Below are 21,018 nucleotides of genomic sequence, written 5' to 3' on the forward strand. Positions count from 1 at the left end.
AGCCGACAGTACCCAGCCACCGCACCACTGTGCCGCGACCGCCTCAGTCCCGCGCGGTCGTGCGGAACCCCCGGTCCAGGAACTCGACGAGCCACGCGGCACTCGCCTCGACGTCGGTGCCCATCCGGAAGCCGCCGGCGGCCTCGGTGGTCGCGAAGCCGTGCACGACGCTCCGCAGCACCCGGAGCGCGTGGACGCGGTCGTCGGGAGCGAGCGGGTACCCGTGCAGCGCTGCCCCGAACGACGACAGCGCGCGGTCCAGGGCCACGGAGAGGGGATCGTCCGCTCCGTCGGGTCGCACGCCGACCGCGGCCGCGTACCGCGCCGGACGCTCACGCACGAACCGGCGGAGCGTCCGCAGGGCCGCGTCGAGGGCGTCCCGACCGGCCCGGCCCTGCATGGCCTCACGGAGGGCGTCGCCGAGCTCCGTCGCACCGAGCACGGCGATGCGGTGCGTGAGGTCGGCGAGTCCGTCCACGTGCTTGTACAGCGACGGGGCCTTCACCCCGAGCCGCCCGGCCACGACGCTCATGCTCAGCTGCGCGAGTCCGATCTCGTCCGCCAGGGTCGCCGCGGCCTCGGTGACCGCGGCGGGGTCGAGGCCGGCCCTAGGCACGGTCGCCGTCCACAGCCGTCGCGAGGGCGCGACCGAGGAACGGCAGGAGCACCGCCACGACGTCGTCCGGTGTCTCGGCGTGCGGGTAGTGGCCGGCGCGCTCGACGACCGCGAGCTCGCCGAGTCCCTCGGCCAGGTCCGCCACCACGCGGGCGCCCTCGGCACGGGGGTCGGCCCAGTCGGGGTCGGCCCCGCCCTCCACCACCAGCACCGGACAGCGCACGGCACCCAACCGCGCACCGGCGTCGGCCGGGGAGGTCCTCGTCATCGCGCGGAGGACCGCCATCCGCTCCGGCCGCCGCAGCGACGTCGCGATGCGCGCGCGTTCCTCCGCCCAGTCCGCGGGCTTCGACGGGATCGCCAGGTCGAGGTACGCGAGCCACCCGTCCAGGCTCCCGGTCGTCATCACCCGCGCGAGCTGCACCGTCGCGGCGCGGTGCCGTCGGTCGCGCAGGAGCCCGCCGAGACTGACGGACTGCTTCCGTGTGAAGGGGGCGATCTCGACCAGACCCGCGACGACGTCGGGGGCGTCCGCCGCGGCGATGGTCGCGGCACCGCCACTGATCGACTGGCCGACGATGACCGCGGGTCCGCCCAGGTGGCGGACGACCGCGACCAGGTCGCGCGCGATGTCGGTGCGCGAGTAGCCGGACCACTGCGCACTCGACTCGCCGTGCCCGCGGAGGTCGGTGTTCGCGACGCGGTAGCCGGCGGCCACCAGGCGGGGGACGACGAAGCGGTATGCATGCCGACTGTCGCCCATGCCGTGCGCGAGGACGACGAGCGGCCCCGACCCGGAGACGTCGACGGCGATCGTGCCGCCGTCGGTGTGCAGGTGCTCGAGCATGGTGGTCTCCCTTGCGGCTACGGTTGGTAACTCACAGGCTAATGGTCGTAGCCAGGATGTCAAGGGCTCGTCGTGCCATCATGTGCCCGTGCCCACGGACGCCAGCCGCCACCGCCCGGGCGTCACCGCCGTCGAGATCGTCGGGGGACCGGAACCGCTCACGGTCGGGCTCGTCGCGCACGACGACGGGTGGGCCGCCGTCTTCCGTGCGCACCGGCGGCGCATCCTGGAGGCCCTGCTCGCGTCCGGCGCACCCGCGCCGGTCGTCGAGCACATCGGCTCCACGGCCGTCCCCGGCCTGGCCGCGAAACCCATCGTGGACATCGCCGTCGGCGTGGCCGACGTCACCGACGAGGGTACGTACCTCGACCCGCTCCTGGCGGCGGGCTACGAGCTCCGTGTCCGCGAGCCGGGGCACCGGCTGGTCCGCACGCCCGAGCGGGACGTGCACGTGCACGTGTACGGCCGAGGTGCGCCGGAGATCGACGCGTACCTGCTGCTGCGCGACCACCTGCGGGTCGACGCGGCCGATCGTGCCCTGTACGAAGCGACGAAGCGGCGGCTGATGGCGCGCCGCTGGGACGACATGAACGCCTACTCCGACGCGAAGACCGCCGTCATCGCGGCCATCGCGGAGCGCGCCCGTCTCCGTCGCGACGGCTGATCCACGCCGTCCCGCGCGGTCAGCGGAGCGGTCGACCCGACTCGTCGTCGACCGCCGTCCGCAGCTCGCCGAGGACCGGCAGCGCAGCCCGCAGTGCCGCCACCCCGCCCGGTTCGAGCCGTTCGAGGGCCGCGACGAGCACGCGCTCCGCCGAGGCGTCGTACACGCGCAGTCGTTCGGCGGCCAGGTCCGTCAGGGCGATCTCGGTGCTCCGGCCGTCGCCGACGGCGAGCCGCCGCTGGACCAGCCCGCCGCGTTCCATGGTGGTGACGAGGTTGCTGACCGTCGACCGCGCGAGCCCGAGCGACCTGCCGAGCGCGGTCGGGGTGGTCCAACCGCCGTCGTCGAGTCGCCGCAGCACCTCGATCTGCGCGTCCGGCAGTTCGGGCAGCTCGCCGTCGCGCCGCGACGCGTTGAGCAGCGTGCGGCGGAACGGCCCGATCTGGTCGCTGATGCGCCGGGCGATCTCGTGGAGGTCGGCGGCGTCGGCACGGCTGGGCATCGTCTCAGTGTAGGGAGCGCAGAAAGGTTTGCAACAAACACAGTTCCGGAGCAGGATGGAACCATGACGATCTCCACCTCAGTCGAGCACCCCGTTCCCGCCCAGGACCTCTCCGGCATCGTCGGACACCGGTTCATCTACACGTACGCCAACGGCTGGCAGTACGAGATGTACGTGAAGAACGCGACGACCATCGACTACCGCATCCACTCCGGGATGGTCGGCGGGCGCTGGGTGAAGGACCAGCAGGTCGACCTCGTGGTGCTGACCGAGGGCGTCTACAAGGTCTCGTGGAACGAACCGACCGGCACCAGCGTCGTCGTGAACGTGGTGCCGGGGGAGCGCGTGCTGCACGGCACGATCTTCTTCCCGCACTGGGTGGAGCAGGACGGCAGCAAGACCGTGCTGTTCCAGAACGACCACCTGGACCGGATGCGGGCGTTCCGCGACGCCGGCCCGACCTACCCGATCTACGTCGTCCCGGAGTTCGCGCACATCACCCTGTTCGAGTACGTCGGCGCGGACGACGAGACCGTGGTCGACACCGCGCCGGGCGACCTGCCCGCGGGCTTCGCCGACCGGAGCAACTGATGGCGGCCCTCGACCGCCCGCGGCACCGCGACCTGACGGCCGTCGACCTCGACCGCCGCGGCGGCACGCTGCGCGGCTGGGAGCTCCGGCCCGCCGCTCCCGACGCGCACGCAGCGCCGGTGCTGTTCGTGCACGGCTTCGGCGACACCGCGACGGGCCCGCGGCAGCTGTTCGTGCAGGCCGCGGACGCGCTGGCGGCGGTCGGGGTGCCGGCGCGCTCGTACCACCGGCTCGGGCACGGCACGAGCGACGGCACCTTCGCCGACATCACCATCCGGGACGAGGTCGACCAGGTCACCGCGATGATCGACGCCCTGGCCTCGGAGCGCGGCGGGGCCGTCCACGTCGTCGCGCACAGCCTGGGTGCCGTCGAGTCGGCGATGGCCGCCGCGCGGGTGCCGGAGCGGGTGCGGTCCCTGACGCTCTGGTCGCCGGCCGGCGTCGTCGTGGACGACATCACCGTGCACGACGCGATCCAGGGACAGCCCCTGGCCCCGGTCCGCGAGCGCGGCTGGTTCGACTTCGGTGGGATGCGGCTCGGCCGGGTGTTCATCGACGACGTGCAGGACGGCCTCGACGTCTACGCCGAGGCCGCCGGCTACGACGGGCCGGTCGACGTGCTGCACGGCACCGCCGACGAGATCGTGCCGGTCGCGTACGGACAGCGCTACGGCGAGCTCCTGCGCGGGGCGTCGTTCACGGCCGTCGAGGGTGCGGACCACGCGTGGTCGGCGGTCCCGTTCCGCGAGCAGCTCGTCGGACGGCTGCTCGAGCGGGTCACCGGACCGTCCGCGCGATGAGGTCCTCGACCCGGGCCCGCACGTCGTCGCGGATCGGCCGGACGGCCTCCAGGTCCAGGCCGGCGGGGTCGCGCAGCTCCCAGTCCTCGTAGCGCTTGCCCGGGAAGACCGGGCAGGCGTCCCCGCACCCCATCGTGACGACGACGTCCGCCGCCCGGACGGCGTCGGTGCTGAGCAGGGCGGGCTGCTCGGCCCGGATGTCGATGCCCTCCTCGAGCATCGCCTGCACGACGACCGGGTTGAGCTGGTCGGCGGGTTCGGAGCCGGCGCTCCGCACGTCGACGCGATCGCCGGCCAGGTGCTGCAGGTACCCGGCCGCCATCTGCGAGCGACCGGCGTTGTGGACGCAGACGAACAGGACGGTGGGGACGGTGGTGGTCATGGTGGGGGCTCTTCCGGTCAGAGGACGACGGCGCCGAGCAGGCCGGCTCCGATGACGACGGCCCACGGGGGTGCGGACCAACGGGTGAGTGCGACGAACGCCGCGACGGCGAGCGCGAGTGCCACGGGGGACCGCACCCCCTCGGTCAGCACGGGGTCCCACAGCGCCGCCGCCAGCAGACCGACGACGCCCGCGTTCACGCCGGCCAGCACGCGGCGCGCCCACGGCAGCCGCCGGAGCGTGTGCCATGACGGCAGGGCGGCGACCACCAGGAGCGCCGCGGGCAGGAACACCGCGACGAGTGCCACCGCCGCGCCGACGATGCCGCCCGCACCGCCGTCCGACACGGCGCCGAGGTAGGCGGCGAACGTGAACAGCGGCCCGGGCACGGCCTGCGCGGCACCGTAGCCGGCCAGGAAGTCCGCGTGCCCGACCAGGTCGGTGGCGACGGTCTGCGACTCGAGCAGCGGCAGCACGACGTGGCCGCCCCCGAAGACGAGCGCCCCCGCCTGCGCGAAGAGCCCGGCCGACCGGACCAGACCGGTGCCCGCCGCCGCGGCCACCGGGGCGGCGACGAGCACGGCCACGAACGCCGCGAACGCGGTCGGTGCCACCCAGCGGGGGAGCCGCACCACGATGCCGTCGCCAGCGTCGTCGCCCGCGGGCTGGACCACGCCGCGCAGCCACAGGGCGCCGACGAGGCCGCACGCCGCGATGACCGCGACCTGCGCTGCCGGTCCGGGCGCCAGGAGCACCACGATCGTCGCGGCCGCGGCGATGGTCGCGCGTCGGGCATCCGGGGCCAGCGACCGGGCCATCCCGAGCACGGCCTGGGCGACGACCGCGGCCGCGGCGGCCTGCAGCCCGAGCAGCCAGCCGGCGTCGGCGAGGTCGGGTGTGCCGGACACGAGCAGGGCGAACGCCACCAGGAGCACCGCGGACGGCAGCGTGAACCCGCACCACGCGGCGAGCAGCCCGAGCAACCCGGCCCGCTGCAGTCCCAGGGCCATCCCGACCTGGCTCGAGGCCGGACCGGGCAGGAACTGGCAGAGCGCGACGAGGTCGGCGTAGGCGGCCTCGGTCACCCACCGTCGCCGCACCACGAACGCGTCGCGGAAGTACGCCAGGTGCGCGACCGGGCCGCCGAACGAGGTCAGCCCGAGCCGCAGGAACACCAGGAAGACCGACGCGGCGGAGGACGACGACGCCGTCGGCACGGTCGGGTCGGTCGTCGTCACGGGCTCATCTTGACGGCGGCCGATGGTTCAGTCAACATTGAACAGATGAACGACCGGCAACCGGAGCGCGAGCGACGTGCGGCGCAGCACGCGGCCCTCGGCGACGTCGCCCGGCTCGCGATCGTCGACCTGCTCGCCGCGTCCGACGCCACCCCGACCGAGGTCCGGCGCGCCGTCGGGATCTCCGCACCGCTGCTCGCCCACCACCTCCGCGTCCTCGAACAGGCGGGCCTCGTCACCCGGCGCCGGTCCGACGGCGACGGGCGCCGGAGCTACCTGCACCTCGAGCCGGTCGGCCTCGCGCACGGCGTCCCCGTGGTGGGCAGGGACGTCACCCGGGTGCTGTTCGTCTGCACCGGCAACTCGTCACGCTCCCCGCTGGCAGCGTGCGTCTGGTCCCAGGTGAGCGACGTCCGTGCCCTCTCCGGCGGCACCCGGCCCGCCGCCGCCGTCGCGCCCGGAGCCGTCGCCGTCGCCGGACGGCACGGCCTCGACCTCGGTCACCACGTGCCCCGGTCGTTCCGCGACCTCGCGACGGACGGCGACCTCGTGGTCACCGTCTGCGACCGGGCGCACGAGACCATCGACGACCGCGACAGCCTGCACTGGTCGCTCCCGAACCCGGCACGCCGGGGGACGGCCGAGGCGTACGAGGACACGTACGCGGCCCTCCGCTCCCGTGCCACCGCGCTGGCCGAGCGCATCGCCGCCTGACGCGGCCCCACGAACGGAACGCCCCGATGGGATCCCCCCTCCCCATCGGGGCGTTCTCTGCGTGCGCGCGACCCCGCTGCGGACGGGAGGCACGGGGCGGCGCCGCACCGCGCCTCCCGTCCGTCGGGTGGTGACCCCACTGCCGGACACGCGTTCCTGGGAACGACCGGTGTGCGCGTGGTTGTCTGTCCGCCGTCGGCACAATCAGGGGTGCCGGGGGCGAAGGCGGCCGCATGTCGTGGTTCAGGGACACCATCATCGAGCACCCGGAGATCGCCGTGTTCCTGGCGCTCGGGATCGGCTTCTTCGTCGGACGGTTCAGCTACCGCGGCATCGGTCTCGGGGCGGTGACCGGGACCCTGCTCGCGGGTGTCGTCATCGGTGCGGTCCTCGGTGACGACCTGCAGGTCGACCCGATCGTGAAGCAGATCTTCTTCCTGGTCTTCCTGTTCGCCCTGGGGTACAAGCTCGGGCCGCAGTTCGTCGCGGGGCTCAAGGGCTCCGGGCTGCCGCAGGCGGTGTTCGCGGTCGTGCTGGCCGTGGTCGGGTTCGGCACCACCATCGCCATCAGCAGCATCCTCGGGTACAACCCGGGTCTGGCCGCGGGACTGGCCGGCGGCGGGCTGACCCAGTCGTCGATCATCGGCGTGGCGCAGGACTCCATCGCCGGGCTGCCGGTGAGCGCGGAGACCGCCGAGGCGTGGAGTGACCTCGTCCCGGTGGCGTACGCGGTCACCTACATCTTCGGCACGGTGGGGGCCGCGCTCTACATCTCGCTCGTGGCCCCGCGCTTCCTCGGCATCCGGGACCTGCCAGCAGCGGCGCACGAGCTCGAACAGCAGCTCGGCGTGCACGACGACAACCCCGACGTCCACAGCGCGTACCAGCAGGTCGTCCGGCGCGCGTACCGCCTGACGTCCGCGTTCCGAGCCCAGACCGTGGGCGAGTTCGAGGACGCCTCGGACGCCCGGGTCGGGTCGCGCGTCTTCATCGCCCGGATCCGCCACGGGGACGAGATCGTGGAACCGCACCTGGACCAGCCGCTCGCGCCGGGCGACGTCGTCGTGGTCGCCGGGCACCACGCCGCCGTCATCGAGGACCACCTGACCTCGTTCGCCGAGGAGGTCGACGACCCGGCGCTGCTCGACATCCCGATCGAGGAACTGACGGTCGTCGTGACGAACACGGCCGTCGTCGGCAGGACGGTCGAGCAGCTCCGCCGCACCCGTCGCGCCCGCGAGATCTTCCTGAAGCGCGTCACGCGCGGCGGCCAGTCCATCCCGTTCGGGTCGGACACCGTGCTGCACGCGGGCGACGAGCTGCGGGTGCAGGGTCCGCTGCCGTTGCTGGAGCAGGGCATCCGGTACGTCGGGTTCCCGGAGCGGACCGACCCGAAGACCGACATGGTGACCGTGGCGCTCGGGATCACCGTCGGTGCCGTCGTCGGCGTCCCCTCGATCACGCTCGGCACCGTCCCGCTGTCGCTGACGACGAGTGTCGGCGCCCTGATCGTCGGCCTCCTGCTGGGGTGGCGGCGGTCGAAGAGCCCGACGTTCGGGCACGTCCCGCCGGGAGCGCAGTGGTTCTTCGAGACCGTCGGACTGACGCTCTTCGTCGCCGTCGTCGGCATCGACGCCGGTCCGGGGTTCGTCGACGGCCTGGCGCAGTACGGCGTGCAGCTGCTCGTCGCGGGCGTGGTCGTCACCCTCGTCCCACTCGTCGTCATGACCTTCGTCGGTCGCTTCTGCTTCCGGAGGACGCACCCCGTCCTCATCCTCGGCATGCTCACCGGCGCCCAGACCACCACGGCGGCGGTCGGGTCCCTGCAGGAGACGGCGAAGAGCACCGTTCCCCTGCTCGGCTTCACCGTCCCGTACGCGATCGGGAACATCGTCCTCAGCATCGGCGGCGCCGTCGTCGTCGCGATCACCGCCCACTGACCGTCCAAGGAGTCCACATGCCCGTTGCCAGCGTGTCCCGCGAGGAGATCGCGCGGTTGCAGCAACTGTCCCCGTTCGAGCTGAAGGCCGAGCTCCAGCGCATCGCCGGCGAGCACGAGGCGCGCACCGCGTTCCAGATGCTCAACGCGGGTCGCGGCAACCCGAACTTCATCGCGCCGACCCCGCGCGAGGCGTTCTTCGCGCTCGGACAGTTCGCCCTCACCGTGTCGCGCGAGAACCGGGAGTGGGACCACGAGCTGGTCGGCGTCCCGCAGAAGGACGGCATCGCCGAACGCTTCGGGTCCTGGCTGACCGAGCACGAGGGTGAACCGGGCGTCGACCTGCTCCGCCGGGTGCTCCGGCACGGCGTCGACGACCTCGGGTTCTCGCCCGACTCGTTCGTGTGGGAACTCGCCGACTCGGTCATCGGCGACCACTACCCGGAGCCGGACCGGATGCTGCACCACGCCGAGCAGATCGTCCACGAGTACCTCGTGCAGGAGATGTGCGACGGACAGCCGCCCGCGGCGCCGTACGACCTCTTCGCGGTCGAGGGCGGCACCGCCGCCATGTGTTACGTCTTCGACACCCTGCTGGAGAACCGGCTCGTGCACCGCGGCGACCGGATCGCGTTGATGACGCCGATCTTCACCCCGTACCTCGAGATCCCGGCGCTGGAAGACTACGCGCTCGAGCAGGTGCACCTGCACGCCAGCACCGTGGACGACGACGGTGTGCACACCTGGCAGTACCCGCCCGAGGAGATCGACCGTCTCCGTGACCCCTCCATCAGGGCCCTGTTCGTCGTCAACCCGACCAACCCGCCCTCGGTCCGCATCGCGCAGGAGACGCTCGACGCGATCGCGGACGTCGTCGCGACGGACAACCCGGAGCTCACGGTCATCACCGACGACGTGTACGGCACGTTCATCGACGGCTTCCGCTCCCTGATGTCCGTCGTCCCGAGGAACACCATCGGCGTCTACTCGTTCTCGAAGTACTTCGGCGCGACCGGATGGCGTCTCGGCGTCGTCGCGGTGAACCAGGACAACGTCTTCGACGACCGGCTCGCGGCCCTGCCCGAGGAGGACCTCCGAGCGCTCGACGCCCGCTACGGGTCGCTGTCGCTGCACCCCAGGGACATCCGGTTCGTCGACCGGCTGGTGGCGGACAGCCGGTCCGTCGCGCTGAACCACACCGCCGGGCTCTCGCTGCCGCAGCAGTGCCAGATGCTGCTCTTCGCCGCGTACGCCGTGCTCGACGAGACCGGGCACTACAAGCGCGAGGCACAGGCACTCATCCGACGGCGCCTGCAGCTGCTGCTCGACGGCATGCAGGTCACCCTGCCCGAGGACGTCGACCGCGTCGGGTACTACGTGGAGCTCGACGTGCTCGCCTACGCCGAGCGCCTGCGCGGTCCGGGGATCGGCGCGTTCCTGCGCGAGCACTACGAACCGACGGACATCCTGTTCCGGCTCGCCGACCAGACGGGCATCATCCTGCTGAACGGCGGCGGGTTCGACGGTCCGGAGTGGTCCGTCCGGGTGTCCCTCGCCAACCTCCGGGACGAGGACTACACGCAGATCGGGCGGAGTCTGCGCGCCATCGGCAAGCAGTACTTCGACGAGTGGCGGGCCGAGCAGGGGACCGACGTCGACCAGGAGACAGCACGATGAACCGAAGCGTGTTCCGCCGCTGCGCGATCGCGGGGGTCGCCGCGCTCGCGGTGCCAGCCGCCCTGTTCGCCTCGGCACCGGCGACGGCCGCCGACGTCGCGCCGGTCAACCCGGTCTCGGTGCCGGTCGACGGCCACCCGGCGAACCAGGGGTTCCTGGTGTTCGTCGAGGGCGACGTCCAGCTCGCTGCCGACGAGTCCGAGGGCACCCTCGCGGCCGGCGGCGACCTGGGCTTCGCGACCAGCTACAACGTCGGCGCCGGCAACACGCCGCCGGACGCGCTGACGCTACCGGGCGACGACCGGCCGACCTTCCTGTACGTCGGCGGCGGGATCCGGTTCCCCGCCGACCAGTCGTCGGTGCTCCGCGTGCTGAACGGTGGGTACACCCACGTCGGGGACACCACGACGTACGACGCCTTCGACACCGACCAGAACGGGGCGACGATCAACTACCGGCTCGCGCCCGGGGGCGCGACGGCGGAGACCGTGCCCCGCATCGAGGGGACCGTGCAGCAACCGGCGGCCGACGTCCCGGTGCTGGCGGACCCCGCAGTGCTCGACTTCACGGCGTCCTTCGCCCGCTACCGGTCGCTCTCGACGGACATCGGGACGTGCCCCACGACCACCGAGCTGCAGGACGCGTCGGGCGCTCCGGTGGCGTCACCGGTACCGCAGGGCACCGCCGCGTTCGTCGACGTCCGTCCGGGCCCCACCAACGTCCTCACCGTGCCCGCGACCGACCTCGACGCGCTCGACCTGCTGACCTTCCGCGGCCTGCCCGACCCGTCGTCGCCGCTCGTCGTCAACGTCACCGGTTCGTCCTTCGACGGGACGATCCCGAACCTGGCCAACCTGACGAGCGCGAACGCCCCCTTCGTGCTCTGGAACTTCCCGGAGGCCACGAGCGTCCACGTGACCGGCGCCGACGTGCTCGAGGGCACGATCTACGCCCCGCGCGCCGACGTGCGGTGGGACGTCACCCAGAACATCGAGGGCAACGTCATCGCGGCGTCCTTCACGCACGGCGTCGCCTCCGCACCGGGCCCGCTGCCCCTGGAGATCCACTCGTTCCCGTTCTCGACCACCGTGTCCTGCCTGTCGACGACCGTGGCGGAGGGATCGCTCACGCTGGTGAAGCAGGTCGTCGGCGGTGACGCAGCCCCCGACGACTGGACGCTCACCGCGAGCGGTCCGGCGACGGTCAGCGGTCGTTCCGGCAGCGATGCCGTGACCGACCAGACGGTGCCGGCGGGCGACTACCAGCTGAGCGAGTCGGACGGACCGGACGGCTACGAGTCCGGTGACTGGGCCTGCACGGGGGCCCCGGTGGCTGACGCCGTCGTGTCCGTCTCGGACGGCGACGACGTCGTGTGCACGATCGTGAACACCGCGACCGAGACGCCGGACGGCGGGGACGGCAACCCCGGTGGGGGAGACCCGAGCACGCCACCCGGCGACCCCGGGACGGGCGGGACATCGCCGGGCGACGGCGGCAGCACGCCACCGCCCCCGTCTGGCGGGTCCGGCGGTGGCGGGCAGGTCGGCGACGGCGGGACCGGGCCGATCGAGGCTGGCGACCCGGGCGCGTCCGACGGTGAGGCGGACGACGGAGGCTCCCTCGCCTTCACCGGGTACGACCCCGGTCCGCTCGCCGTGCTGGCCGTCGGGCTGCTGGCGTCGGGCGCCGCGCTCGGTCTCCGCCGAAACCGCAGGGACCATCAGCGCTGACCCACCGCGGGAGGTCAGCGCTGACCCACCGCCGGGAGGGTCAGCGCTGCTCCACGACCGGGACCGACAGCGCTGACCCGGAGCCTCAGCGGTCGGACGCCTCCACGACGCAGCTCTCGACCTGCTGGGCGGCCTCGGAGTCGTCGGCGAAGGGCGACGGTGCGTCCGAGGTCGTCGTCGACTCGTCGGCCACGGCGGTCTTCGCGACGTCGTTCACCGCGTACAGCGGGCCGTCGAAGTCCTCGGACGTCGGGTCGGCGGTGGTCGCCCAGATCGTGACCTCGTCGTCGTTCGAGTCGTTGCTGTCGGCGGGGACGATCGCGGCACCGAGGTACCACCCGCCGTCGCCCTCCTGGACGTTCGCGAACTCCGTGGTGTCGTGCGAGCCGACGGCCTCGTCGATCATGTCGACGACGGCGCTCGAGGCGACGTCGCACTGCGCCGCCTGCGACTTCTCCTCGGAGCCGGGCACCTTGCCGACGGGGTTGATGTTCTGCGCCCCACCGGGGTCGCAGGCGGTCAGCATGAGGGCCAGGGTGGCGGCGCCGAGCAGCGCCGTGACGGTCTTCGCTCGCGTGGACATGCCCTGACCGTAGGCTCCGCGCGGTGGGTGGGGACTCAGGAGGGACGCACCCCGCGGACGGACGGGAGGCCCGGCGCACGACGTGCACCGGGCCTCCCGTCCGTCGTCGGGTGCGGTCAGAGGATCGGCGTCCCGCCGGTGACGGCGACGCGCGCGCCGGAGACGTAGCTGCCGTCGTCGCTGGCGAGCAGGACGTAGACGGGGGCCAGTTCGGCCGGCTGCCCGGCGCGGCCGAGCGGCGTCTGCTTGCCGAACTGTTCGACCTCCTCCGACGGCATCGTCGACGGGATGAGCGGCGTCCAGATCGGACCGGGCGCCACGCTGTTCACCCGGACCCCGCGGCTGCCGAGCAGCTGGGCGAGGGCGGCGGACAGGTTCGCGACGCCGGCCTTGGTGACGTCGTACGGGGCCAGCGTCGGCTTCGGGTTGTCCGAGTTGATCGAACTCGACCCGATGATCGAGGACCCGGCACCGAGGTGGGGGAGCGCCGCCTTGACGAGGTGGAAGTAGGCGCTGAGGTTCGTCGCGATGGTGTGGTCCCACTCCTCGTCGCTGATCTCCTCGAGCGTCTCGTGGCTCATCTGGAACGCGGCGTTGTTGACCAGGACGTCGAGCCCGCCGAGCTCGCTGACCGCGCGGTCGATCACCGAACGGCAGTAGGCGGGATCGCTGAGGTCGCCGGGGAACAGCACCGCGGTGCGGCCGGCGTCCTCGACCCACCGCTTGGTGTCCTGCGCGTCGTCCTCCTCGTCGGGGAGGTAGCTGATCAGGACGTCGGCCCCCTCGCGGGCGAAGGCGATGGCGACGGCCTTCCCGATGCCGCTGTCGCCACCGGTGATGACGGCACGCTTGCCGGTGAGCTTGCCGGATCCGCGGTACGACTGCTCACCGTGGTCGGCCTGCGGGCTGAGCTCGTGGTCGCTGCCCGGGGGCTGCTGCTGGTCGGTCATGGCACTCCCTGTCGTCGCTGCGTCCGACCCGGTGGTCGGCTCTGACCACCACGATGGTCGGCGACACGCACTGGGCGTCCGTCCAGCCGCGGCTGCGTCGAGTACGAGGCCGTGCGATCGACGCCTCCTGGACAGCGGTCGTCGCCGAACATGTGAGCCGCGCAGCGACCGCCGCCTATCGTCCGACGGGACCAGGGGGTCGTCATCTCGGCGGTTCCCCCGGCCGGTCGGGAGCCGTCGTGAAGTACGTGAACTACGCGGGCACGGTCCGCATCCTCACGAGCGATGCGGTGGCCGACGCCGTGATCCGCTACGCGGCAGCGCTGCACCAGAGCCGTCTGAGCGACGTCGTCTCGGTGCCGACGAGCGACGAGTTCGGCTGCGCGGCCACCGTCGAGGTCCTGCTCGCACCCGCGGTCGCACTGGCGGTGGAGCCCGCTCCGGACGACGACCTCGAGCCGGAGGGCGACGCGTTCCTGCGCGAGATCGACGCCCGCACCGGCTCGGTGCTGTCGATGGACGACCACGCGGCGCGGATCGACCGGCGGCGCTGACACCGACGCTGCCTGCCGGTCACACCGGGTCCGGTGCGTCACCCTCGACGAGGTCGGTCCGCTGGTCGGCGTGGATCGCCGCCTCGTGCTCGAACGTCAGCGTCGCCGCCCGCAGCCGGGCGACGAACTGGTCGTGCTCGCCCTCGAGCTCGTCCTCCTCGGCGTCCTCGACGACGAGTTGGCTCGCGGGGCCGATGAGCACCTTCGTCGTCGTCATCGTGCCGTCGGCAGCGACGGCCGGGATGGAGACCGTGTCGGCGCGGTCACCACCGGCCAGGGCCGCGGCGTACTCGATCACGGCGTCGGCGACGTCGTCGGTCGTCAGGATCGACGAACGGTCGTACTGGATGTACTTCATCTCCGGCCTCCACCGTCCAGCAAACCGCCCCGACGCTGGCGATCGTCCAGGAAACCGGCGCGTCGCCCGTTGCGCGGAGTGCCCGTTGTCGTCAGGATCGACACGTGCCCGAGACGATGCACCGCATGCAGCGGGAGATCCAGACCGACCAGCCCTCCCTGGCGGCCGAGGCGATGGTCCGGACGCACGTCATCCACGAACTGTCGGTCGAGCCGGGGGACGCAGACTTCGTGTTCGAGGAGCGGGTGCGGGGGACCGATCTGCTGTCCCTCGAGTCCACGAACTGCTCGGGCACGCTCAGCGGGTCCATGGAGCCCGGCAGCACCGTGATGATCTACTGGATGAAGACCGGTGCCGGGTCCGTCGACGACGAGCCCGTGGCGATCGGGCGGCCGGTGCTGTTCCGCCAGCGGCCGCAGCGCTTCCGGTGGACCGAGTGCAGCAAGGACCTGCTGCGCATCGATCGCAGCATCGTCGAGCAGGTCGCTGCCGAGCGCGGGGACTGGGCGCCGGGTCCGCTCGAGTTCCGCCCGCACCACGTCCCCGAGGGGCCCACGCTGGCCGCCTGGTGGTTGATGGTGCGTGCCGTGGCGCAGGAGGTCATGGCCGGCCCGGACGAGGTCCCCGTGGAGCGCGAACGCGAGCTCGCTCGGTTCGCCGCCGGTGGCCTGCTCTCCGCGATCCCGCACTGGCCGGTCGGCCAGGTCGAGCGACCGCTCGCCGCCACGGCGCGCTTCGCCCGCGCCGAGACCTTCCTGCTGGAGCACGCGACCGAGCAGATCACCGTCGACGACGTCGCCGCGGCCGCGGGACTGAGCGTCCGCGGAGTGCAGGCGGCGTTCCAACGGCACCACGGCATCACGCCGACGATGTACCTGCGCCGGATCCGACTGCTGCTCGCGCGCGAACAGCTCGAGGCCGCGGACGGGCGCAGCGTCGCGGAGATCGCCCGCGCCACCGGGTTCGCCCACCTCGGACGGTTCGCCGGCAGCTACCGCCGCGAGTTCGGCGAGCTGCCCCGGCAGACCGCCGCCTCGGCCCGCGACGACCGCCCCTGACGCGCGCGCCGGCCGACCCCGACGCGGGCGCCGGCCGAGGCCGACCCGGGCGTGGACCGCCCCTGACGCGGTCACCGCACCGCCACGTGCGACGAGCTGTTCCGTCCGGGCCGGCGGTCTGCCACGATGAGCGTGTCGCGGGCGGACGGTGCCCGCGCGGGACGAAGGAGACCGTGATGTCCGTGCGCCTCAACCCCTACCTCGGGTTCCGCGACGGGGCCCGTGCAGCCCTGGAGTTCTACCACTCCGTCTTCGGCGGGACGCTCACCGTCGGCACGTTCGGCGAGGCCGGGATGAGCCAGGACCCGGCGGAGGTCGACAAGGTGATGCACGGGCAGCTCGACGGCGAGCACGACCTCGTGCTGATGGCCTCGGACGCCCCCTCGGGCATGCCGACGCCCCCGGCGAGCAGCATCTCCCTGTCGCTGAGCGGCGACGACCCCGAGGTGCTCACGCGCTGGTGGAACGGCCTGGCCGACGGCGCGACGATCATCGAACCGCTGACGGTGGCACCGTGGGGCGACACCTTCGGCATGCTGACCGACCGTCACGGGGTGTCGTGGATGGTGAACATCAGCGGCGCGTCGAGCTGACCGACGCCGACACCGACGTCGACCCCGGCCGGACCGGCACGGCGCCCACCCGGGCGGGCACCGGCCACCGCGGCACCCAGCACCGGACCTGCCGGGCGTAGCGCCGGAAGTCGTCGCCGAAACGGGCCTCCAGGTCGGCCTCCTCGAGCGGCCGGACGACGCAGTTCCAGACGACGGAGCCGGCGACGGCGTAGACGACGACGAGCCACGACGACATCGCCAGTCCCACCGCCGCACCCTGCGTGATGCCGGCGAGCGCCATCGGGTTGCGCACCGAGCGGTACGGGCCGGCGACGACCAGCCGGTTCGCCGTGGCCGAGGGCAGCGGGGTGCCGTTGCCCTTCGTGGACATCGCGGCGGCCGACGCGATGCCGAGCGCACTCGCCAGGGCGAAGACGACGACACCGACGACGGCGAGGCCGTCGACGAGCGGTGCTGGCAGGGTGGGGTGCAGCCGCCACCGGTGCTCGGCCGTGGCGATGACGAGCGGGAACACGCCGAGGAACAGCCCCCAGAACACGACGATCTGCACCGCCGTCGCCGTCACGTGCCGCCAGCGGGGTGCGTCCGGGTCCGCCGTGCGCAACCGCAGCGGGCCGGTCGTCACCCACTCCGTCGGGATCCGACCGAGCACGACCAGCGCGAGCGCCAGGACCGAACCGACCGCCGCACCGACCATGACGAGCACGCCTGCGCCGGCCTCACCCGTGACGGTCGCCCAGACGGCGAGCGCGGCGAGCACGAGGAGCGTCCACGCGGTGGTGACGACCGCGGCGGTCCGCAGGCCCAGTGCCGCCAGCGCCGACGCGACGACGAACAGCGGGACGTCGAAGACCGCGACGACGACGGGGTCGAGCGACCCGAGTGTGGCGGTGCGGACCCCGGGCAGCACGGCGACGGCGATCCACCAGGCCGCTCCGCCGAGGGCCTGCAGTGCGAAGTACAGCCGACCCCGTGCCATGCGTGCACGCTAGCAGGGCACGTGGCGGGTGCCGCGGGGCACCGGGCGATCCGGGACCGGGGCCGTGGACAGACCGTGGCCGCCCGGCCCGGGGTCAGTCGGCGTGGTTGATCTGACCGAGCCACCGTCCGAACGACGCCGACGGCTCGTCGTGCAGCGAGGCCAGTACGGGCTTCGGCAGGCAGCTGCGGTCGTCGTCGAGTCCGGTGCTCCCGTGCAGGTCGATGCTCATGGTGTGCTCCTTCGTGGTCGGTGGAGTGTTCGACACCGGACGGGCCCGATCCATTCCCACCCGGTGTCGGTGACCGCGGAGCGCGGCCGGACGACGGGCTGCGGTCAGGGGGTGACCATGCCGCCGTTCACGTTGAGCGTCTCGCCGGCGACGAAGCTCGACTCCTGCGAGGCCAGGAAGACGTACGCGGGTGCGAGCTCGGCCGGCTGGGCCGCCCGGCCCATCGGGGACTCGCTGCTGCCGAACTCCGGCAGGGTCGACGGGTCGACACCGCCGCTCGGCTGCAGGACGGTCCAGGTCGGTCCCGGTGCGACGACGTTCACGCGGATGCCGCGCTCGACGAGCGACTGCGACAGCCCCTTCGAGAAGTTGTTGATCGCGCCCTTCGACGCGGCGTAGTCGAGCCGGTCGGGAGCGGGCTGGTACGCCTCCATCGACGCGGTCGTGGTGATGGTCGCGCCCGGCTGCAGGTGCGGCAGGGCGGCCTTCACCAGTCGGAACAGCCCGAAGACGTTCACGTCGAAGGTCGCCTCGAACTGCTCGTCGGTGATGTCGAGCAGGTCGGGCTGCCAGCGCTGCTTGCCGGCGACGCTGACCAGGGCGTCGATGCCGCCCAGGCCCTCGACGGCCTGGTCGACGAGCTGCTGCGCGTACGCGCGGTCGCGCAGGTCGCCGGGGATCGCGACGGCCGTGCGTCCGGCTGCCCGGATCTGCTCGATCACGTGGTCGGCGTCGGACTGTTCCTCGGGCAGGTAGGCGAGCGCGACGTCGGCGCCCTCGCGGGCGAACGCGATCGCGACCGCCCCGCCGATGCCGGAGTCGGCGCCGGTGATGAGCGCCTTGCGGCCGGCGAGCCGGCCGGTGCCCCGGTAGCTCGTCTCACCCAGGTCGGGCACCGGGTCCATGGCGGACTGGAGGCCCGGCTCGGCCTGGGTCTGCGGCTTCGGCTCGACGTTCGGGTACCGCGTGCGCGGGTCGCCGTGTTCGTACTGGTCGGTGGGCATGGGATCCTCCTCCGGATTCGCTCGACCAGCAAACGCTCCACCGCTGGACGACCGGGGGACGCCGTCCGCGGTGCGCACTCCGCCGTCGTCCAGGACCGGCGGGTTGGCTCGGCGCATGAGCGAGCACGACGACGAGCAGACCTGGGCCGACTTCGACCAGGCGGTCACCATGACGGCCACGCAGCTGCGGAAGTGGCTCGACACCGACGAGTCGAAGTCCGTCGGACAGAAGCCCTCCGGCGGTGGGGAGTCGACCGGACACGAGAGCGGTCGGCACATCGTGCGGATCCTCGAGAAGCACAAGGCCGACCTGACCGACGACGACCTCGCCCACATGCGCAAGGTCGTCGGGTACGTCGCCCGGCACACGAAGCAGCGCCCGGACGGCGACGTGCACGACACCCCGTGGCGGTACTCCCTGATGAACTGGGGACACGACCCGGAGCAGCACTGACGGCATCGGGCAGAATGGTCCCGTGAACGAGACGGGCATGCCACGCTTCCGACGGATCTGGTCGACCGTGCAGGTCGGGGTCCTCGCCGTCGCCGTGGCGTTCTGCATCGTCATGCTCGTGATCGGGCAGGGCGAACTCGACCGCGTCTACGCCGTCGGCGCCGTGTTCTTCGGGCTGGCGCTCGTCGGACACAGCACCTACCTGTGGCTCCTCGCGCGGAACCGACGCCCCTGACCCTGCCTAAGCGCTCTGGAAGACGCGGAGCCAGTCGATCGTCATCTGCTGCGGGAACGACGTCGACGCGTCCGGCGACCCGGGCCACGTCCCGCCGACCGCCACGTTGAGGATGACGAAGAACGGCTTGTCGAACACCCACGGGTTCGAGCCGACGTCGGCTCGGGTGACCGTGCGGTACGCGACACCGTCGACGGTCCAGGTGACCGACCCGGGCCGCCAGTCCACCCCGTAGACGTGGAAGTCGTCGGCGAAGGGCGCTCCCGACGGATTCTGGCGGGTCGACGAGATGCCCTGCGCGCCCGAGTACCCCGGCCCGTGCACGGTGCCGTGCACCAGGGTGGGCTCGTACCCGACGTTCTCCATGACGTCGATCTCGCCGCACGCCGGCCAACCGACCTGACCGATGTCGGCGCCGAGCATCCAGAACGCCGGCCAGATGCCCTGGCCGCGGGGGATCCGGATCCGGGCCTCGATGCGCCCGTACTGCGCGGTGTACGTGCCCTCGGTCTTCAGGCGGGCGGAGGTGTACGACCCGTCGGCCTCGCGTCGCGCCGTGATGACGAGGTTGCCCGCCCCGTCGAGCGCGGAGTTGCGGCGGGTGTCCGTGTAGGTCTGCAGCTCGGCGTTGCCCCACCCGCCGGCACCGAGGTCGTACCGCCAGATGGCGGGGTTCGGTGCGCTGCCGGCCGGACCGTCGAACTCGTCCGCGGCGAGCAGGACCGGTGCGGTCGCGGCGTCGGCCTGGTCCGGGACGGACGCGGCCGTCCCGAAGGCGGTGGCAGCGGCCCCCGCGAGTCCGAGTGCCATGAAGCGGCGTCGATCGAGGTGCTCTCCCATGTCGTGCTCCCTGCAGCGCGATGGTGGTGTGGTGGTCGGATCATGCCCCACTCGGAGCCGTGACTCCAGCACCGGGACGGAATCGTCCGCAGGACGCAGGACCGCTCAGCCGAAGTGCACGGCGAGCGGCCCGATCAGTGCCGCGACCCACACGAGCACCATGACGAGGGCACCGACGGCGATGATCCGCCTGCGTCGCCGGAGCTTCGGGCTCCGCTCCTCGCCCCACATCTGTGTGCGGACGAGCACCCGGTTCGCCTGCTCGACGACCTTGCGGACCTCGGGGTCCTGCAGGTCGAGTGCGCCGGAGCGCGCGTGCTCGGCGATGACCGTGGCCTCGTCGACGGTCAGGTCGTCGTTGCGCATGCTCCATCATCGCACCGGGCGGCGGGGTACGCCGGGACTGGACGGTGCCGCACCGTCGAGCGGGTACCAAGGACCCATGGGACATCGGTACCGCGGGAAGATCGTCGTCATCACCGGAGCATCGAGCGGCATCGGGAGGGCCGCAGCGCACGAGTTCGCCCGACAGGGCGCCACGCTCGTCCTCGCTGCACGTGGCCACGACTCGCTCGAGGCCGCGGCCGCCGAGTGCCGGAAGCTCGGTGCCGAGGCGATCGCGATCCGTACCGACGTGGCCGACGAGCACCAGGTCAAGGACCTCATCAGCACGGTGACCACCCGGTTCGGCCGCATCGACGTCTTCGTCGGCAACGCCGCGCTGTTCGTCTACGGGCTGTTCGAGCAGACCCCGACCGAGGCGTTCAAGCGTGTCGTGGACACGAACCTGTACGGGCACCTCAACGCGATCACCCACCTGCTGCCGCACTGGAAGCAGCGCGGCAAGGGCACGTACGTGCTCGTCGGCTCGATCCAGTCGCTGCTGTCGGCGCCGTACCAGTCGGCGTACGTCACGAGCAAGCACGCGGCGCTCGGCCTGGTCGACGTGCTCGGCGATGAGTTCGCGGGCACCGGCATCCAGTTCACGGCGCTGCTGCCGTCGACCATCGACACCCCGATCTACCAGAACGGGGCCAACTACACCGGCAAGGCCTCGCACCCGCTGCCGCCGACGGTCTCCGTCGAGCGCGCCGGCCGCGCCGTCGTCACGGCCGCCACCCACCCCAAGCGGTACCGCTTCGTCGGTCGCATCCAGGCCTCGCTCGTGCCGCTGCAGTACGTGTTCCCGGGGCTGTTCCACAAGATCACGAAGCCGATGGTGCAGACGTTCGCGCTGCGCGGCAAGCAGCAGCCGACCGACGGCAACCTGTACGCGCCCGCCGACGCGGGCAACGCCACGGACGGCGGCTGGGTCGCGAAGCGACGGCGCGTCACGCGCCCGCTCGTCTGGCTCGGCGCGGCCGCGGCGGTCGGCGCGGTCGTGCTCGGCCGCTCTCGGCGGTAGTCGCGAGCCACGTCGGACGGGAGGCGCGGTGCCAGCTGGCACCGCGCCTCCCGTCCGTCGTGTGCCTGCGCGCACCCCGCAGCGTCGCGCG

At 72.6% G+C, this 21,018-nt stretch carries 26 protein-coding genes; 13 read left to right on the forward strand and 13 right to left on the reverse strand.

Going from position 1 to position 21,018, the window contains the following annotated elements; translation table 11 throughout:
* Nucleotides 1-43 precede the first annotated feature (43 nt).
* Both I8920_RS06905 and I8920_RS06910 read right to left on the reverse strand, forming a co-directional pair.
* Nucleotides 44-616, reverse strand: coding sequence for a TetR/AcrR family transcriptional regulator (locus I8920_RS06905; protein WP_198658388.1), 573 nt, complete (start codon nucleotides 614-616; stop codon nucleotides 44-46).
* Complete coding sequence (locus I8920_RS06910) at nucleotides 609-1,463, reverse strand: alpha/beta fold hydrolase (RefSeq protein ID WP_198658389.1); 855 nt, start codon at nucleotides 1,461-1,463, stop codon at nucleotides 609-611. Before I8920_RS06910 ends, I8920_RS06905 begins: the two co-directional genes overlap by 8 nt.
* An 88-nt stretch (nucleotides 1,464-1,551) precedes the next feature.
* Here I8920_RS06910 and I8920_RS06915 point away from each other — a divergent pair, with 88 nt between their 5' ends.
* Nucleotides 1,552-2,127 (forward strand): GrpB family protein, encoded by a 576-nt coding sequence (locus I8920_RS06915; RefSeq protein WP_232832849.1) that lies wholly within the window; start codon nucleotides 1,552-1,554, stop codon nucleotides 2,125-2,127.
* Between the two features lie 19 nt (nucleotides 2,128-2,146).
* Here I8920_RS06915 and I8920_RS06920 read toward each other — a convergent pair whose 3' ends face one another.
* Nucleotides 2,147-2,629 (reverse strand): MarR family winged helix-turn-helix transcriptional regulator, encoded by a 483-nt coding sequence (locus tag I8920_RS06920; RefSeq protein ID WP_198658391.1) that lies wholly within the window; start codon nucleotides 2,627-2,629, stop codon nucleotides 2,147-2,149.
* A 63-nt stretch (nucleotides 2,630-2,692) separates the two neighbouring features.
* Here I8920_RS06920 and I8920_RS06925 point away from each other — a divergent pair, with 63 nt between their 5' ends.
* Nucleotides 2,693-3,220 carry a phenolic acid decarboxylase gene (locus I8920_RS06925; RefSeq protein ID WP_225558954.1) on the forward strand — a complete coding sequence of 176 codons (528 nt, stop codon included), beginning with the start codon at nucleotides 2,693-2,695 and terminating at the stop codon, nucleotides 3,218-3,220.
* The gene (locus I8920_RS06930) at nucleotides 3,220-4,020 is read left to right on the forward strand and encodes an alpha/beta fold hydrolase (protein ID WP_198658392.1); all 801 of its coding nucleotides are present in this window, start codon (nucleotides 3,220-3,222) and stop codon (nucleotides 4,018-4,020) included. The genes I8920_RS06925 and I8920_RS06930 overlap by 1 nt, the downstream gene beginning before the upstream one ends.
* On the opposite strand, the gene I8920_RS06935 is transcribed toward I8920_RS06930, so the two are convergent.
* Nucleotides 3,998-4,402, reverse strand: a complete 405-nt coding sequence (locus tag I8920_RS06935) for an arsenate reductase ArsC (protein WP_198658393.1) — start codon at nucleotides 4,400-4,402, stop codon at nucleotides 3,998-4,000. The genes I8920_RS06930 and I8920_RS06935 overlap by 23 nt on opposite strands.
* A gap of 17 nt (nucleotides 4,403-4,419) precedes the next feature.
* Nucleotides 4,420-5,640 carry a chromate efflux transporter gene (chrA, locus tag I8920_RS06940; protein WP_232832850.1) on the reverse strand — a complete coding sequence of 407 codons (1,221 nt, stop codon included), beginning with the start codon at nucleotides 5,638-5,640 and terminating at the stop codon, nucleotides 4,420-4,422.
* Nucleotides 5,641-5,685: 45 nt separating this feature from the next.
* Between chrA and I8920_RS06945 the strand changes: the two genes are divergently transcribed.
* From I8920_RS06945 to I8920_RS06960, 4 genes are all read left to right on the forward strand, one after another.
* Nucleotides 5,686-6,354, forward strand: a complete 669-nt coding sequence (locus tag I8920_RS06945) for an arsenate reductase/protein-tyrosine-phosphatase family protein (protein WP_198658394.1) — start codon at nucleotides 5,686-5,688, stop codon at nucleotides 6,352-6,354.
* Between the two features lie 233 nt (nucleotides 6,355-6,587).
* Nucleotides 6,588-8,294: an aspartate:alanine exchanger family transporter gene (locus I8920_RS06950; RefSeq protein WP_198658395.1), complete on the forward strand. Its 1,707-nt coding sequence runs from the start codon at nucleotides 6,588-6,590 to the stop codon at nucleotides 8,292-8,294.
* Between the two features lie 17 nt (nucleotides 8,295-8,311).
* Nucleotides 8,312-9,970 (forward strand): bifunctional aspartate transaminase/aspartate 4-decarboxylase, encoded by a 1,659-nt coding sequence (locus I8920_RS06955; RefSeq protein WP_198658396.1) that lies wholly within the window; start codon nucleotides 8,312-8,314, stop codon nucleotides 9,968-9,970.
* Nucleotides 9,967-11,700 carry a collagen-binding domain-containing protein gene (locus I8920_RS06960; RefSeq protein ID WP_198658397.1) on the forward strand — a complete coding sequence of 578 codons (1,734 nt, stop codon included), beginning with the start codon at nucleotides 9,967-9,969 and terminating at the stop codon, nucleotides 11,698-11,700. Before I8920_RS06955 ends, I8920_RS06960 begins: the two co-directional genes overlap by 4 nt.
* 85 nt (nucleotides 11,701-11,785) lie before the next feature.
* On the opposite strand, the gene I8920_RS06965 is transcribed toward I8920_RS06960, so the two are convergent.
* Both I8920_RS06965 and I8920_RS06970 read right to left on the reverse strand, forming a co-directional pair.
* Nucleotides 11,786-12,283: a hypothetical protein gene (locus tag I8920_RS06965; RefSeq protein ID WP_198658398.1), complete on the reverse strand. Its 498-nt coding sequence runs from the start codon at nucleotides 12,281-12,283 to the stop codon at nucleotides 11,786-11,788.
* 116 nt (nucleotides 12,284-12,399) lie between these two features.
* Entirely contained in the window at nucleotides 12,400-13,233 is an 834-nt protein-coding gene (locus I8920_RS06970; protein ID WP_198658399.1) for an SDR family oxidoreductase, read from the reverse strand.
* 239 nt (nucleotides 13,234-13,472) lie between these two features.
* Between I8920_RS06970 and I8920_RS06975 the strand changes: the two genes are divergently transcribed.
* Nucleotides 13,473-13,787, forward strand: coding sequence for a hypothetical protein (locus tag I8920_RS06975; protein ID WP_198658400.1), 315 nt, complete (start codon nucleotides 13,473-13,475; stop codon nucleotides 13,785-13,787).
* A gap of 19 nt (nucleotides 13,788-13,806) precedes the next feature.
* On the opposite strand, the gene I8920_RS06980 is transcribed toward I8920_RS06975, so the two are convergent.
* Entirely contained in the window at nucleotides 13,807-14,145 is a 339-nt protein-coding gene (locus I8920_RS06980; RefSeq protein WP_198658401.1) for a hypothetical protein, read from the reverse strand.
* A 104-nt stretch (nucleotides 14,146-14,249) separates the two neighbouring features.
* Here I8920_RS06980 and I8920_RS06985 point away from each other — a divergent pair, with 104 nt between their 5' ends.
* A complete protein-coding gene (locus tag I8920_RS06985) occupies nucleotides 14,250-15,203 on the forward strand; it encodes an AraC family transcriptional regulator (RefSeq protein WP_198658402.1) in 954 nt (317 codons plus the stop codon).
* Nucleotides 15,204-15,379: 176 nt separating this feature from the next.
* Nucleotides 15,380-15,796: a VOC family protein gene (locus I8920_RS06990; protein ID WP_198658403.1), complete on the forward strand. Its 417-nt coding sequence runs from the start codon at nucleotides 15,380-15,382 to the stop codon at nucleotides 15,794-15,796.
* On the opposite strand, the gene I8920_RS06995 is transcribed toward I8920_RS06990, so the two are convergent.
* The 3 genes from I8920_RS06995 to I8920_RS07005 all read right to left on the reverse strand — a co-directional run bounded on the left by I8920_RS06995 (nucleotide 15,777) and on the right by I8920_RS07005 (nucleotide 17,993).
* Nucleotides 15,777-16,757: a methyltransferase family protein gene (locus I8920_RS06995; RefSeq protein WP_198658404.1), complete on the reverse strand. Its 981-nt coding sequence runs from the start codon at nucleotides 16,755-16,757 to the stop codon at nucleotides 15,777-15,779. The genes I8920_RS06990 and I8920_RS06995 overlap by 20 nt on opposite strands.
* Nucleotides 16,758-16,851: 94 nt before the next feature.
* Nucleotides 16,852-16,989 (reverse strand): hypothetical protein, encoded by a 138-nt coding sequence (locus I8920_RS07000; protein ID WP_198658405.1) that lies wholly within the window; start codon nucleotides 16,987-16,989, stop codon nucleotides 16,852-16,854.
* Nucleotides 16,990-17,093: 104 nt separating this feature from the next.
* Nucleotides 17,094-17,993, reverse strand: a complete 900-nt coding sequence (locus tag I8920_RS07005) for an SDR family oxidoreductase (protein WP_198658406.1) — start codon at nucleotides 17,991-17,993, stop codon at nucleotides 17,094-17,096.
* 115 nt (nucleotides 17,994-18,108) lie between these two features.
* Between I8920_RS07005 and I8920_RS07010 the strand changes: the two genes are divergently transcribed.
* Both I8920_RS07010 and I8920_RS07015 read left to right on the forward strand, forming a co-directional pair.
* Nucleotides 18,109-18,447 (forward strand): DUF3140 domain-containing protein, encoded by a 339-nt coding sequence (locus I8920_RS07010; protein WP_198658407.1) that lies wholly within the window; start codon nucleotides 18,109-18,111, stop codon nucleotides 18,445-18,447.
* 37 nt (nucleotides 18,448-18,484) lie between these two features.
* On the forward strand, nucleotides 18,485-18,682 hold the full coding sequence (locus tag I8920_RS07015) for a hypothetical protein (protein ID WP_198658408.1): 198 nt from the start codon (nucleotides 18,485-18,487) through the stop codon (nucleotides 18,680-18,682).
* A gap of 6 nt (nucleotides 18,683-18,688) precedes the next feature.
* Here the strand turns inward: I8920_RS07015 and I8920_RS07020 are convergent, their stop codons facing one another.
* Together I8920_RS07020 and I8920_RS07025 are read right to left on the reverse strand one after the other, a co-directional pair.
* Nucleotides 18,689-19,522 carry a glycoside hydrolase family 16 protein gene (locus I8920_RS07020; RefSeq protein WP_198658409.1) on the reverse strand — a complete coding sequence of 278 codons (834 nt, stop codon included), beginning with the start codon at nucleotides 19,520-19,522 and terminating at the stop codon, nucleotides 18,689-18,691.
* A gap of 105 nt (nucleotides 19,523-19,627) precedes the next feature.
* On the reverse strand, nucleotides 19,628-19,888 hold the full coding sequence (locus I8920_RS07025) for a hypothetical protein (RefSeq protein ID WP_198658410.1): 261 nt from the start codon (nucleotides 19,886-19,888) through the stop codon (nucleotides 19,628-19,630).
* A gap of 76 nt (nucleotides 19,889-19,964) precedes the next feature.
* Here I8920_RS07025 and I8920_RS07030 point away from each other — a divergent pair, with 76 nt between their 5' ends.
* Nucleotides 19,965-20,927 carry an SDR family NAD(P)-dependent oxidoreductase gene (locus tag I8920_RS07030; protein WP_198658411.1) on the forward strand — a complete coding sequence of 321 codons (963 nt, stop codon included), beginning with the start codon at nucleotides 19,965-19,967 and terminating at the stop codon, nucleotides 20,925-20,927.
* Nucleotides 20,928-21,018: the final 91 nt, after the last annotated feature.

It is taken from the genome of Curtobacterium sp. YC1 (genome assembly GCF_016267665.1).
GTDB lineage: Bacteria > Actinomycetota > Actinomycetes > Actinomycetales > Microbacteriaceae > Curtobacterium.